Origin of the sequence: Pseudomonas sp. XWY-1 (genome assembly GCF_002953115.1) — a bacterium.
Classification (GTDB): domain Bacteria; phylum Pseudomonadota; class Gammaproteobacteria; order Pseudomonadales; family Pseudomonadaceae; genus Aquipseudomonas; species Aquipseudomonas alloputida.
This window is the reverse complement of sequence record NZ_CP026332.1, coordinates 725398-739392: the sequence shown is the minus strand read 5'-3', so window position 1 is coordinate 739392 and position 13995 is coordinate 725398. Positions and strand designations below refer to the sequence as shown.

Below are 13995 nucleotides of genomic sequence, written 5' to 3'. Positions count from 1 at the left end.
ACATGAGCCGAGCATTCGTCAACGAAGACCAAGCCGCCGACCAGGCCGACCAGCCGGTCGAGCGGCGCATCAGCGAACAGCCCAACTATGTGACGGCCAGCGGCCTGCGCCAGCTGCAAACGCGTGTGGCCGAGCTGAATGCCTTGCGCAGCGAACTGCAGGCGCAGGGCGAACGGGGTGACAAACAACGGCTGGCCGATACCGAGCGGGATCTGCGCTACTTCAGCGCGCGGGTGCAAAGCGCCCAGGTGGTACCCGCGGCGACTTCCCATAGCAAGGTACAGATTGGTAGCCGGGTGCGGTTTGTCGACGCGCAGGACCAGGAGCAAGTGGTGCAGCTGGTGGGCGAGGATGAGGCGGATGCCGGGCGGGGGTTGATCAACTGGGGTTCGCCATTGGGGCGGGCGTTGCTCGGGGCTGGGCCGGGTGATGAGGTGGTCTGGCGGCGGCCGGTGGGGGAACAGGTGATAGAGGTGGTTGAGATTCTGGGTGAGGGTTGAGGGCCCTGGGGCTGCTTTGCAGCCCATCGCGACGCAAGGCCGCTCCCACAGGGCCTTGACTGCCCCCAAGGGTTGGATGGGTGTCCAACTTCTCGGGTGCAGTCCAGCCTGTGGGAGCGGCCTTGTGTCGCGATGGACCGCAAAGCGGCCCCCTACGGTCTCAGATCAGACCACGCCCTGAGCCAGCATCGCATCAGCCACTTTCACGAAGCCCGCGATGTTCGCCCCCTTGACGTAGTTGATCCGGCCATCAGCCTCTTCACCGTAGTGCACGCATGCATGGTGAATCGACTGCATGATGTTGTGCAGCTTGCTGTCCACTTCACCGGCCGTCCACAGCAGGCGCATGGCGTTCTGCGACATTTCCAGGCCCGACACGGCTACGCCGCCCGCATTGGAGGCCTTGCCCGGGGCGTACAGAATGCCGGCGTCCAGGAAGATATCCACAGCCTCGAGGGTAGTCGGCATGTTGGCGCCTTCGGCCACACAGATACAGCCGTTACGCAGCAAGGTGCGGGCATCTTCGGCGCCCAGCTCGTTCTGGGTGGCGCATGGCAGGGCGATGTCGCACGGCAGGCTCCACGGGGTCTGGCCCTTGCGGAACTCCAGGCCGAATTGCCCGGCCAGCTCGCTGATACGTCCGCGCTTGACGTTTTTCAGCTCCATCAAGGCGTCCCACTGGGCGTCGGTCAGCCCGGCTTCTGCATACAAGGTACCTTCAGAGTCAGACAGCGAGATCACCTTGCCGCCCAGGTCCATGACCTTACGCGCAGCATACTGGGCGACGTTGCCCGAACCGGACACCGCCACGCGGCGGCCGTCGATACGCTTGTCCTGACGCTTGAGCATTTCTTCGGCGAAGTAAACGCAGCCATAGCCGGTGGCTTCCGGGCGGATCAGGCTGCCGCCATAGGTCATGCCCTTGCCGGTCAACACCGAGGTGAACTGGTTGGCCAGGCGCTTGTACTGGCCGAACATGAAGCCGATTTCGCGGGCCCCCACGCCGATGTCACCGGCCGGTACGTCGCAGTCGGCGCCGATGTGGCGATACAGCTCGCTCATGAACGCCTGGCAGAAGCGCATCACTTCGGCGTCGCTCTTGCCTTTCGGGTCAAAGTCCGAGCCGCCCTTGCCGCCGCCCATGGGCAGCGAGGTCAGCGAGTTCTTGAACACCTGCTCGAACGCCAGGAACTTCAGCACGCTGAGGTTCACCGACGGGTGGAAACGCAGCCCGCCCTTGTACGGGCCAATGGCACTGCTCATCTGAATGCGGTAGCCGCGGTTGACCTGCACCTTGCCCTGGTCATCGACCCAGGAGACGCGGAACAGTACGGCGCGCTCGGGCTCGACCATGCGCTCGAGGATGCCGGACTGCAGATAGTGGGGGTTGGCTTCAAGGAATGGCCACAGGGTGCGCAGCACCTCTTCCACCGCCTGGTGGAATTCCGGCTGGCCTGGGTCACGCTGCTTTAGGCGTGCAAGGAAATTGTCGACAGATTCGATCATGGTAGACATCTCACCAAGAGGATTGGACTTATTGGTTTTTTTCAGAAATGTACCAAGAAGCAATCGCACCGGAATAGGGCGAAATGTCGTTTTTTTGAAATTATTTGGTGCGTTTTATGTAAGTGTATACAAAATACACCTTCGCTTCGCCCTTTATAGCGGTCCGCCAGGCACAAAAATGGGGCCACTTGGGGCCCCATTCTTGTGCATCAGAAAACCGGCTTACTGAGCCAGTTTCTTGTGCCGTACACGGTGCGGCTGGGCTGCAGCATCACCCAGACGCTTCTTGCGGTCGGCTTCGTACTCGGTGTAGTTACCTTCGAAGAACACCACATTCGAGTCGTCTTCGTACGCCAGGATGTGAGTAGCCACACGGTCCAGGAACCAACGGTCGTGGGAAATCACGATCGCGGCGCCCGGGAAGTCCAGCAGGGCTTCTTCCAGCGAACGCAAGGTTTCGACGTCGAGGTCGTTGGACGGTTCGTCGAGCAGCAGAACGTTACCGCCTTCCTTCAGGGTCAGGGCCAGGTGCAGGCGGCCACGCTCACCACCGGACAGGTCCTTGACGAACTTCTGCTGATCGCCACCTTTGAAGTTGAAGCGGCCAACGTAGGTACGCGAAGGGATCTCGTAGTTGCCGATGCGGATCTGGTCGGAACCGTCGGAGATCTGCTGGAACACGGTCTTGGCGCCGTCCAGGTCCTCACGGCTCTGGTCAACACAGGCCAACTGTACGGTTTCACCGATCTCGATGCTGCCCGAGTCCGGTTGCTCCTTGCCCATCAACATGCGGAACAGGGTCGACTTACCGGCACCGTTACCACCGATCACGCCAACGATGGCGCCTTTGGGCATGGAGAACGACAGGTTGTCGATCAGCACACGGTCGCCGTAGCCCTTGGTGACGTTCTTGAACTCGATAACCTTGTCACCCAGGCGCGGACCGGCCGGGATGTAGATTTCGTTGGTTTCGCTGCGTTTCTGGAATTCCTGCGACTGCATTTCTTCAAAGCGCTGCAGACGGGCCTTGGACTTGGACTGGCGGGCTTTGGCGCCTTTGCGCACCCACTCCAGTTCCTCTTTCATGGCCTTCTCGTGGGCGCTCTGCTGCTTGGATTCCTGCGCCAGACGCTCCGACTTGGCTTCCAGCCAGCCCGAGTAGTTGCCTTCGTACGGGATGCCGGCGCCGCGGTCCAGCTCCAGGATCCAGCCGGCGACGTTGTCGAGGAAGTAACGGTCGTGGGTAATGGCGACCACGGTGCCCGGGAAGTCGTGCAGGAAGCGCTCCAGCCAGGCCACCGAGTCGGCGTCCAGGTGGTTGGTCGGTTCGTCGAGCAGCAGCATGTCGGGTGCCGACAGCAGCAGGCGGCACAGGGCCACACGGCGCTTCTCACCACCGGACAGGTGTTCGATGCGCGCATCCCAGGCCGGCAGGCGCAGGGCGTCGGCAGCGACGTCCAGCTGGCGCTCCAGGTTGTGGCCATCGGCGGCCTGCAGGATGGCTTCCAGCTTGGCCTGCTCGGCGGCCAGCTTGTCGAAGTCGGCATCCGGCTCGGCGTAGGCCGCGTAGACCTCGTCCAGGCGGGCCTGGGCGTCCTTGATTACGCTGACCGCTTCCTCGACCACTTCACGCACGGTCTTGGTTGGGTCCAGTTGCGGTTCCTGTGGCAGGTAACCCACGTTGATGTCGGGCATCGGACGGGCTTCGCCGTCGAATTCCTTGTCGACGCCCGCCATGATCCGCAGCAGGGTCGATTTACCGGCGCCGTTCAGGCCAAGTACGCCAATCTTGGCGCCTGGGAAGAACGACAGGGAAATGTTCTTGAGAATTTCCCGCTTCGGCGGCACGACCTTGCTCAGCCGATGCATGGTGTAGACGTATTGAGCCAAAACCAAGCCCTCTAATCAGATAGGTAAAGACATCGCCGATCGCCCCGGCACGCGGTGGCCAGTGGGATGTGTTTACGGGGTGTCATTGAACAAAGTCGACCATTCTACGCCAACGCGCGGCGTTGCATAGGAGGGGCCGATGGTGGGGTGTGATCAGTGCGGTCACTGGGATGAATTCATTGCCTTTGCCGGCCTCTTCGCGGGCATGCCCGCTCCCACAGTGTCACCGCAGAGTCTGAAGAATCCGCGATTCCTGTGGGAGCGGGCGAGCCCGCGAAAGGGCCGGCACAGCAGCCGAAGAGGCTCAGACGTGACGCTGTTTGGCCTTGCCCCGCGGCAGGCGGCAACGGTCGCCCTGCTCGGCCAGGCGCGCGGCCCAGGCGGACTTCACGCTGAAGCCGCCGCTGCGGGCAGGTTGCTGCTCGGCCGCCTTGGCCGGTTTGCCAGGTGCAGGCGCAGTGCTGACCACCTTGGCTGCCGGCTTGACCGCCGCCACTGCAACAGCCGGCTCTGCTGCCACCTTGGCGGTCTTGCGCAGTTCAGCCAGCGATGGGGCCTTGCTTTTTGCGGCAGCGGCCGCCTCGGGTTTGCCCAGCGAACGCTGGCAAGACTTGCAGGATACGTCCTCGGTCACGGCAGTGCTGACAAGGGTCTGACTGCTGCGCCCGCAGGCGGAATCGAGGCCATTGGAGGAAAAGTGAGTAACCAAAACCGAACATCTCCGATGCGTTGTCATGTGAAGCGGGCGCTATTCTCGCACAGGTTACAGGGGCTTGCCGAACCACCGGGCAGCCACCATCGGTCAACATGGCTGGCACTTCGCCATAATCCGAGGCATGCTAGCCGGTTTCGGGTGTCCGGCCTTATAGTGCGCCACCGCGGTGCGCAAGCCGGGCGCCGGCACGCACCGTGCACGATCATTCCCTGCCATCGCCAGCCCAATCGCAGGATCAACGCTTGACCAACCTTACTCATCCGTCGTCATTGCGTTCCGCCCCACAAGCACCCGCGACTCTCCTGCGCGGGTCGATCAAGGGTGCGCTGGCGCTGCTGGCCCTGATCCTGCTGGGCCTGCTGCTGTGGCAGCTGTTCGCCCAGTTCAATCATACCCAGGCCGAATTGCGCAAACAGAGCCTGGACGCCTCCGCGGAACTGGCCGACCACCTGAGCCTGAACATGGCGCTCAAGGCGCAACAGGCCGTGAACGTGGTGCAACCCTACCCTGATGCACCGACACCTGCCGCCCTGCCCAGCCTGCTCGGTACCCTGCGCGAGCGCCTCCCTGCCCTGCAGAGCGTGGCCTGGCTGGACAACGTCGGGCAGCTACGCGCCGACAGCCAGGCCGGCAGCCCCGACCGCCAGTCGCTTGACGAGTTGCTCGTACTGAGCCAGGGTCGCCCGTACTTCTTCACCAATTCGGCCGACAACCACATCCTGTACCTTTTGCTGCGCCAGGATGCCGCACAGGGTAGCGGCTACTGGCTACTGCGCCTGTCACCGGACTATTACCGCGAGCTCACCCTCCACCTCGAGGGCAGTGGCCACCCGCAGTGGCTGCTGGAAAACAGCCGCAGCGGCGAGGTGCTGCAGCGCCATGCCGCAGCCGACACCAGCGACGAACCGCTGCAAAGCGTGATGCTGGCCTTTATCGAAAACAGCACCTGGCAGCTACGCGGTCTGTTCGACGCCAAACTGGCCCAGCAAAAATTATTGCCGGCGCTGCTCGGCAAATGCCTGCTGGTGCTGTTCTGCGCCCTGCTGCCAGTGCTGGCGCTGATCAACATGCGTCGCCGCCAACGGGCGCTGCAGGAAGACCGCCGGCGCTATCAGGAAATTTTTGAAGGCACCGGCGTGGCCCTGTGCGTGCTCGACCTGTCCAGCCTGCCCGGTCAGCTCGATCGCTACCACCTGCGCAACCGGGCCGCACTCAAGCACAGCCTGGCGCTGGACCCGAACCTGCGCCGCTCGCTGCTGCTGGAGCTGAAGATCACCGAGGTCAACCAAGTGGCGCGCCAGCTGCTGAACATCGACTGCCACGAAGGGGCCTGGCAGCGGCTGATCGATGGCACTGGCGACAGCCGCGACAGCATTGGCATGCAACTGATCGATGCACTGATCGAACAACGCCCGTTGCTGGAGCTGGAAGTGCGTCTGCCGACACCCCAGGGAGACGAGCTGCACCTGTGGCTGATGGCGCGCCTGCCGCTGCAGCGTCGTGATTATCAGGCGGTGATCCTCAGCATCAGCGATATCACCAGCCGCAAACAGGTGGAGCTGTCGCTACTGGAACGCGAAAGCTTCTGGTCGGACGTGGTACGCACCGTACCCGACCAGTTGTATGTGCAGGATGTGCCGAGCCAGCGGATGATCTTCAGCAACCGCCACCTCGGCCAGACCCTGGGCTACGACCGCACCGAGCTGGCACAGATGGGCGACCGCTTCTGGGAGCTGCTGCTGCACCCCGAGGACGCCGCACACTACCAGGCACTGCGCCGTCAACAGCGCGACAACTGTCATGACCAACCGCTGCACTGCCAGCTGCGCTTCCGCCACCGCGACGGAAGCTGGCGCTGCTACGACATCCGCGAGCAGGTGCTGACCCGCAACGCCGAAGGCCTGGTGACGCGCATCATCGGTGTGGGCAAGGATGTGACCGTTCAGATCGAGGCCAGCCAGTCGCTACGTGACAGCGAGCAACGCTACCGCATGCTCGCCGAAAGCATCAGCGACGTGATCTTTTCCACCGACAACCAGCTCAAGCTCAATTATGTCAGCCCCTCGGTACAGAGCGTGCTGGGCTACCAGGCCGACTGGATCTTCGCCAACGGCTGGCAGTCGATCGTCGCCAACCCGGCCCAGCTCACCGGCATCTACAGCCTGATGGAGCGTGTCAGCAAGGCCATGGGCGACCCGGCGCAGATGGCGCAACTGTGCAGCCAGTTACCCACCCAACTGTTCCTGTTCGACTGCCTGCGTGCCGATGGCCGCAAGATCCCGATCGAGCTGCGCCTGGTGCTGGTGTGGGACGATGATCAGCGCTTCGAAGGCGTACTCGGGGTGGGCCGCGACATCAGCCAGCAACGCCGTGCCGAAAAAGACCTGCGCATGGCCGCGACCGTATTCGAACATTCCACGTCGGCGATCCTCATCACCGACCCGGCCGGCTATATCGTTCAGGCCAACGAGGCGTTCAGCCGCGTCAGCGGTTACGCCGTCAGTGAAGTGCTCGACCAATTGCCGGGCATGCTCACTGTCGACGAACAGCAGGAAGGCCACCTGCGCTATGTGGTCAAGCAACTGCACCAGCGCGGCAGCTGGGAAGGTGAGGTGTGGCTCAAGCGCCGTGACGGCGACCATTACCCGGCCTGGGTCGGCATCACCGCGGTACTGGACGACGAAGGCGACCTGGCCAGCTATGTGTGCTTCTTCACCGACATCAGCGAACGCAAGGCCAGCGAACAACGCATCCACCGCCTGGCCTACTACGACGCCCTTACCCACCTGCCCAACCGCACACTGTTCCAGGACCGTTTGTACAACGCCCTGCAGCAGGCCGAGCGGCAGAAGGCCTGGGTGGTGCTGATGTTCCTCGACCTCGACCGCTTCAAACCGATCAACGACTCCCTCGGCCATGCGGCCGGCGACCGCATGCTCAAGGACATGGCCCTGCGCCTGCTGGCCTGCGTGGATGACGACGACACGGTGGCACGCATGGGCGGCGACGAGTTCACCCTGTTGCTGCAACCGCGCCCCACCCGTGAAATGGCCCTGAACCGCGCCATCCACGTGGCCGAGAACATCCTCGGCAGCCTGGTGCGGCCGTTCGTGCTGGAAAACCGCGAGTTCTTCGTCACCGCCAGCATCGGCATCGCCCTCAGCCCGCAGGATGGCAGTGAGCTGAGCCAGCTGATGAAGAACGCCGACACCGCCATGTACCACGCCAAGGAACGCGGCAAGAACAACTTCCAGTTCTACCAGGCCGAAATGAACGCCAGCGCCCTGGAGCGCCTGGAGCTGGAAAGCGACCTGCGCCATGCCATGGAGCAGAACGAATTCATCCTCTATTACCAGCCGCAGTTCAGCGGCGACGGCAAGCGCCTGACCGGCGCCGAAGCGCTGCTGCGCTGGCGTCACCCGACCCGTGGCCTGGTGCCGCCGGGTGACTTCATCCCGGTGATCGAGGAACTGGGCCTGGTGGTTGACGTGGGCGACTGGGTGCTGCGCGAGGCCAGCCGCCAGCTCAAGGCCTGGCACAAGGCCAAGGTGCGGGTGCCGAAAGTGTCGGTGAATATTTCGGCGCGGCAGTTCTCCGACGGCCAGCTGGGCACGCGGATTGCCAACATTCTGGAAGAAAGCGGTCTGCCGCCGGCGTGCCTGGAACTGGAGTTGACCGAAAGTATCCTGATGCGTGAGGTGAACGAGGCGCTGCAGATTCTTGCCAGCCTGAAGAACCTCGGCCTGAGCATTGCGGTAGACGACTTCGGCACCGGCTACTCGTCGCTCAACTACCTCAAGCAGTTCCCCATCGACGTCCTGAAGATCGACCGGACCTTCGTCGACGGCCTGCCCGAAGGCGAGCAGGACGCGCAGATTGCCCGGGCGATCATCGCCATGGCCCACAGCCTCAACCTGGCAGTCATCGCCGAGGGCGTGGAAACCCACGAACAGCTGGAGTTTCTGCGCGAGCATGGTTGCGACGAGGTGCAGGGCTATCTGTTCGGGCGGCCGATGCCGGCGCATCAGTTCGAGGCGCAATTCTCCAACGAGACCTTGTTCATGTTCCATTGACCCGCACACAAGGTCCCCGTAGGAGCGGGTTTACCCGCGAACACCGGCCAAGCCGGTGCCATCCACCGCGCCGCATTCCTGCATAAAAAAGCGGACTTCCAGGTCAACTCCCGCCCCCGCCCAGCCCAGAAACGGCGCGGGATGCAAGATGAAGCCCATTGGTCTGCGACTTGACGCCACTTCATATGCCAGCCGCGAATCAATCGGTTAGAATGCACACCCAAATTACCCCGATCCTTGAGGACCGCCATGTTCAGCCGTGATTTGACCATTGCCAAGTACGACGCCGAGCTCTTCGAAGCCATGCAGCAAGAAGCTCTGCGCCAGGAAGAGCATATCGAGCTGATCGCTTCGGAAAACTACACCAGCCCGGCAGTCATGGAAGCTCAGGGCTCGGTCCTGACCAACAAGTACGCCGAAGGCTACCCAGGCAAGCGCTACTACGGCGGTTGCGAATACGTCGACGTCGTCGAGCAACTGGCCATCGACCGTGCCAAGGAGCTGTTCGGCGCCGACTACGCCAACGTACAGCCGCACGCTGGCTCCCAGGCCAACGCTGCCGTCTACCTGGCCCTGCTGTCGGCCGGTGACACCATCCTGGGCATGAGCCTGGCACACGGTGGCCACCTGACCCACGGTGCTTCGGTAAGCTCCTCGGGCAAGCTGTACAACGCCATCCAGTACGGCATCGACGGCAATGGCCTGATCGACTACGACGAAGTCGAGCGTCTGGCTGTCGAGCACAAGCCGAAGATGATCGTTGCCGGCTTCTCGGCCTACTCTCAGGTTCTGGACTTCGCCCGCTTCCGCGCCATCGCCGACAAGGTCGGTGCCTACCTGTTCGTCGACATGGCCCACGTTGCCGGCCTGGTTGCCGCTGGCGTGTACCCGAACCCTGTTCCGTTCGCCGACGTGGTCACCACCACCACCCACAAGACCCTGCGCGGCCCGCGCGGCGGCCTGATCCTGGCCCGTGCCAACGCCGACATCGAGAAGAAGCTGAACTCCGCCGTCTTCCCGGGCGCCCAGGGCGGCCCGCTGGAGCACGTCATCGCTGCCAAGGCCATCTGCTTCAAGGAAGCCCTGCAGCCAGAGTTCAAGGCTTACCAGCAGCAGGTCGTGAAGAACGCCCAGGCCATGGCCAGCGTGTTCATCGAGCGCGGTTTCGACGTGGTTTCCGGTGGCACCCAGAACCACCTGTTCCTGCTGTCGCTGATCAAGCAGGAAATCTCCGGTAAGGATGCTGACGCCGCCCTGGGCAAAGCCTTCATCACCGTCAACAAGAACTCGGTACCGAACGACCCGCGTTCGCCGTTCGTCACCTCGGGCCTGCGTTTCGGCACCCCAGCCGTTACCACCCGTGGTTTCAAGGAAGCCGAGTGCAAGGAACTGGCCGGCTGGATCTGCGACATCCTGGCCGACCTGAACAACGAAGCGGTGATCGACGCCGTTCGTGAGAAGGTCAAGGCCATCTGCAAGAAGCTGCCGGTTTACGGCAACTGATTGGCGCTTGCCTGAAGTGAAAGAGCCCGGCCCAGTGCCGGGCTTTTTCGTGAACGGACCATGAAACCCGTTCGCAGGCCTGATACACATCCTGTGGGAGCGGGCGTGCCCGCGAAGAAGGCTACGCGGTGGATGGCACCGGCTGCGCCGGTGTTCGCGGGCACGCCCGCTCCCACAGGGAATGATTTCGAGCAGCCACGTGCCATCACGTATTACCCTGTTTGACACCACCAACCACAGGCCACACCTTGACCAGAGAGCAACTCGAAACCCGGCAGATCCCCATCTACTTCGCCGCCGTACTGGTCGCTATCGTCTTCGGCCTGCTGGCCAGCGACACTGCGCGCCAGCTTGAAGCCCTGATCACCCCCGCCATCGCCGTGCTGATGTACGCGATGTTCCTGCAAATACCCTTCCTCGACCTGCGCCAGGGCCTGGGTAACCGCCGCTTCATCACGGCCCTGCTACTGGCCAATTTCATTCTCGTTCCGCTGCTTGTCTGGGCCATCACCCGTGGGCTGGTGGAACACCCGGCGATCCTCGTCGGGGCCTTGCTGGTGCTGCTTACGCCCTGCATCGACTACGTGGTGGTGTTCACCCACATTGGCAAAGGCGACTCACGCCTGACCCTGGCCGCAACCCCCCTGTTATTGCTGGCGCAACTGGTACTGCTGCCGGTGTATCTGGCCCTGATGCTGGGTGGCAGCAGCCAGGTGGCAATCTCCATCACCCCGTTCGTGGAAGCCTTCGTGCTGTTGATCGTGTTGCCGATGGCCCTCGCGGTACTCACCAGCGCCGGTGCCCGGCGCTCGCGCGCAATCGCGACCTGGAACGACGCCTGGGCGTGGTTGCCGGTGCCGGCGATGGCCTTGGTGCTGATGGTGGTGATCGCTTCGCAGATTGTCGTGGTACTGCGTGATTTCGACCGTCTGCTGCCGGTGGTTCCGGTATACATCGGCTTCATGCTGCTGGCCCCGGTGCTCGGCTTCATCTGTGCGCGCCTGCTGCGCCTGCCAGCCAGCGAGGCACGCTCGGTGACCTTCAGCGCAGCCACGCGCAACTCACTGGTGGTGCTGCCGCTGGCGCTGGCGTTGCCAGAAGAGATGCGCGGGTTGGCGGCAGCGGCGGTGATCACACAAACCTTGGTAGAGCTGGTGAGTGAACTGATCTATGTACGGGCAGTTCCACGCCTCGTACGCTGATCGATCAGTACATGCATAAGTTGTAGGGGCCCGGTATCGCGACAGCCGGTCAGGCTCTGTATGAAAAGCCTTGAGGTTCGGTGATGCTGCGTTGAAAACAGCCAGACCTTCGTCTCAAGGCTTAATACAGCCCCTAGAACCTGGCCCGCAACGCCACGTTGAAGTTGCGCGGCTCGCCATAGAAGTTCCAGTAATTGGGGTTACCCAAGGTCTGGTAGTACTTTTTGTCAAACACGTTGTCCAGGTTGTACTGCACTTCAAGACGCTTGTTGATCTCGTAGATCGCATGCAGGTTCGTCAGGTGGTATGCGTCCTGCTGGATCTTGTAGTCTTCGCCAACCTCGGTCTGGGTCATCTTGCTCTGCGCATAGAAGCTGCCACCCACACGCAGCTGGTTGAGCGCGCCTGGCAGGCGGTAGTCGGTCGCAACCTTGAACAGGTGGCGCGGCGAGGCGCCGTTGAAGTCTTCACCTTTCTGCTCGCCACCGATGTACTTGGACTGGGTGTAGGTGTACCCCGCCGATACATTCCAGTTCGCCAGCACCTCACCGGTCAGCTCCAGCTCGATACCTTTGTTGCGCACCTTGTCGGAGGCACGATAGCAAGCCCAAGTCTGCGCACAGGTCACCCGCTCGGCCCGGCCGGTCTGGTCGGCCTGGAACAGCGCGATGGCGGTTTGCAAGCGCTTGTCCAGAAACTCACCCTTCAAACCGATTTCGTAGTTGCTGCCGGTCATCGGCTGGAGCGTGGTGCCCTCCGCATCTTGCGCGCTCTGCGGCTTGAAGATTTCGGTGTAGCTGGCGTATGCCGACCAGTTCTCGTTCAGGTCCTGCACAAGGCCCGCATAAGGTGTGACTTCGCCACTCTTGGAAAAATGCTTATGGTCTGTGGGCTCACGCACGCCATTGGTGTCGTCCAGCGAATCGTGGCTGTACCAGCTCAGGCGGCTGCCCAGAATGAACGTGGTGCTGTCGGTAAGGCTGAACCGGCTGGCCACGTACACGCCCTTTTGCTCCTGAGTGCGGTTGTATTGCCACTGGTTGACGTTGAGGGCTGTCGGCTTGGGCGGATCGAACGCTGCCAGGTTGTTCATGTCGACGATGTAGCGGTAGGTGGCATCGCGCCCCCCGTGATAGTCGAAATCGTCCTTGTTCCAGTTGCCACCCACGATCAGCTCATGCTGGCGGCCCAGCAGCTGGAACGGGCCGGTGAAATAGCCGTCGATGCTGGTCTGGGTGTCATCGAAGTGAAAGTGGCGCGGGTTGAGGGTGAACAGGTCGGGGCCGCCACCCGGGTAGGTGTAGTTACCGAGAAAGTCCGACTTGGCCCACATCTGGTTCACGGCCACCACGCCCTTCCAGCCGTTGGCAAAGGTATGCTGGATGTCGGCGAACACGGTGGTATTGCGCTTGTCCAGGTGGTTCCAGTCGCCGGTCAGCGAGGTAGAGCGCGAAACCGGGTAGAACGCGCCGCTCTCCTTGCTGGGGAGGCCCGACCAGTCATAACCGGAGTTGCGTTCCTTCTGGTAGGTAAACCCGAAGGTGGCCAGGGTTGACTCAGCCAGGTCGGCCTCGATGATGCCATAGAACAGTTGGTTCTCTTTCTGGGCAGTGTCCAGGTAGCTGTTGGCATTGTTGTACGTAATGACCGAGCGGCCGCGCAGGGTGCCTGCTTCGTTCAGCGGCGCAGACAGGTCGACCATGGTCTTGTAGTCGTCCCAGGAGCCGACCGATGTTTCGATCAACGCCTGGCGCTCGGCCGTGGGCCGCTTGCGGACCAGGTTGATGGAGGCCGACGGATTACCCGCGCCTTCCATCAGGCCGGTGGCGCCCCGCACCACTTCCACGCGGTCGTAGATGTCGGTGTTGGGCTTGGAAATGGTATCCATCGAATACGGGTTGCCAATGTTGGTCGGCACGCCATCAATCTGCAGGTTGTCGACCGTCTGCCCGCGAGCCTGGTACAGCGAGCGCTCGCTGCCGTTCTTGATGATGGTGACGCCGGTGGCGTTACGCATTACGTCGTCAAGGTTCTTCATATTCTGGTCGTCCATACGCTGACGGGTGACCACCGTGACCGACTGGGGCGTTTCACGCAGGCTCATCGGCAGCTTGGTGGCAGTGGACGAACGGCCCGTCGCATAAGCCCCTGTAGCCTCCGTCACAGCACCCAGGCCCTGGCCCGAGACGGTGGTGGCGCCCAAGGTCACCGCGCCTGCCGCATCTTCGGCCTGGCTCACCAGCTGGAACTCCCGCTCACCCGTGCGCACGGCCGCCACACCGGTGCCGGCCAGCATCTGCGCCAGCGCCACCTCTACGCTCAAGGCGTGCACCGCCTGGCTCTGCTTGTTGACCGTCAGCGCCGCATCACCGCCGATCAACAGCCCGGCCTGGCTGGCCAACAGGTTCAGTTGGCGCGCCAATGGCCCGGCTGGAATGTCGAATACCACGCGTTGGGCTGCAGCACTGCTGTCGGCCTCGGCGACGGCAACGTGGCCGCCAAGGGCTAGGAAAATGGCCAGGGCCAACGGATGACGGTGCGCGGAAGCAGAGTCGCGAAGCAGCATGGAAGAATCCTTTCGCAAAGAGGATGAAGTAGCGTCATCC

The 13995-nt window shown here is 62.6% G+C and carries 8 protein-coding genes; 4 read left to right on the top strand and 4 right to left on the bottom strand.

The genetic code is table 11. The annotated features are described in order from the left end of the window. Nucleotides 1–2: 2 nt before the first annotated feature. On the top strand, nt 3–500 hold the full coding sequence (locus tag PRJ_RS03525; RefSeq protein ID WP_060538637.1) for a GreA/GreB family elongation factor: 498 nt from the start codon (nt 3–5) through the stop codon (nt 498–500). Nucleotides 501–665: 165 nt separating this feature from the next. On the opposite strand, the gene gdhA is transcribed toward PRJ_RS03525, so the two are convergent. The 3 genes from gdhA to PRJ_RS03505 all read right to left on the bottom strand — a co-directional run bounded on the left by gdhA (nt 666) and on the right by PRJ_RS03505 (nt 4605). Then, nucleotides 666–2006 (bottom strand): NADP-specific glutamate dehydrogenase, encoded by a 1341-nt coding sequence (gene gdhA, locus PRJ_RS03520; RefSeq protein WP_003247498.1) that lies wholly within the window; start codon nt 2004–2006, stop codon nt 666–668. A gap of 222 nt (nt 2007–2228) precedes the next feature. Continuing rightward, complete coding sequence (gene ettA / locus PRJ_RS03515) at nt 2229–3896, bottom strand: energy-dependent translational throttle protein EttA (protein ID WP_010951931.1); 1668 nt, start codon at nt 3894–3896, stop codon at nt 2229–2231. Nucleotides 3897–4200: 304 nt separating this feature from the next. Next, nucleotides 4201–4605 (bottom strand): hypothetical protein, encoded by a 405-nt coding sequence (locus tag PRJ_RS03505; protein ID WP_104960754.1) that lies wholly within the window; start codon nt 4603–4605, stop codon nt 4201–4203. 248 nt (nt 4606–4853) lie between these two features. Here PRJ_RS03505 and PRJ_RS03500 point away from each other — a divergent pair, with 248 nt between their 5' ends. The 3 genes from PRJ_RS03500 (at nt 4854) to PRJ_RS03490 (ending at nt 11389) form a co-directional block, all read left to right on the top strand. After that, nucleotides 4854–8684 carry an EAL domain-containing protein gene (locus PRJ_RS03500; RefSeq protein WP_104960753.1) on the top strand — a complete coding sequence of 1277 codons (3831 nt, stop codon included), beginning with the start codon at nt 4854–4856 and terminating at the stop codon, nt 8682–8684. Between the two features lie 249 nt (nt 8685–8933). After that, nucleotides 8934–10187: a serine hydroxymethyltransferase gene (gene glyA / locus PRJ_RS03495; protein WP_003247505.1), complete on the top strand. Its 1254-nt coding sequence runs from the start codon at nt 8934–8936 to the stop codon at nt 10185–10187. Nucleotides 10188–10435: 248 nt separating this feature from the next. Then, entirely contained in the window at nt 10436–11389 is a 954-nt protein-coding gene (locus PRJ_RS03490) for an arsenic resistance protein (protein WP_104960752.1), read from the top strand. 133 nt (nt 11390–11522) lie between these two features. Here the strand turns inward: PRJ_RS03490 and PRJ_RS03485 are convergent, their stop codons facing one another. Continuing rightward, nucleotides 11523–13955 carry a TonB-dependent receptor gene (locus tag PRJ_RS03485; RefSeq protein ID WP_047605100.1) on the bottom strand — a complete coding sequence of 811 codons (2433 nt, stop codon included), beginning with the start codon at nt 13953–13955 and terminating at the stop codon, nt 11523–11525. Nucleotides 13956–13995: the final 40 nt, after the last annotated feature.

Bases quoted from the DNA above. Each gene is read 5' to 3' on its own strand.
- PRJ_RS03525 (WP_060538637.1), top strand. From the start codon at position 3: ATGAGCCGAGCATTCGTCAACGAAGACCAAGCCGCCGACCAGGCCGAC.
- glyA (WP_003247505.1), top strand. From the start codon at position 8,934: ATGTTCAGCCGTGATTTGACCATTGCCAAGTACGACGCCGAGCTCTTC.
- gdhA (WP_003247498.1), bottom strand. From the start codon at position 2,006: ATGATCGAATCTGTCGACAATTTCCTTGCACGCCTAAAGCAGCGTGAC.
- PRJ_RS03485 (WP_047605100.1), bottom strand. From the start codon at position 13,955: ATGCTGCTTCGCGACTCTGCTTCCGCGCACCGTCATCCGTTGGCCCTG.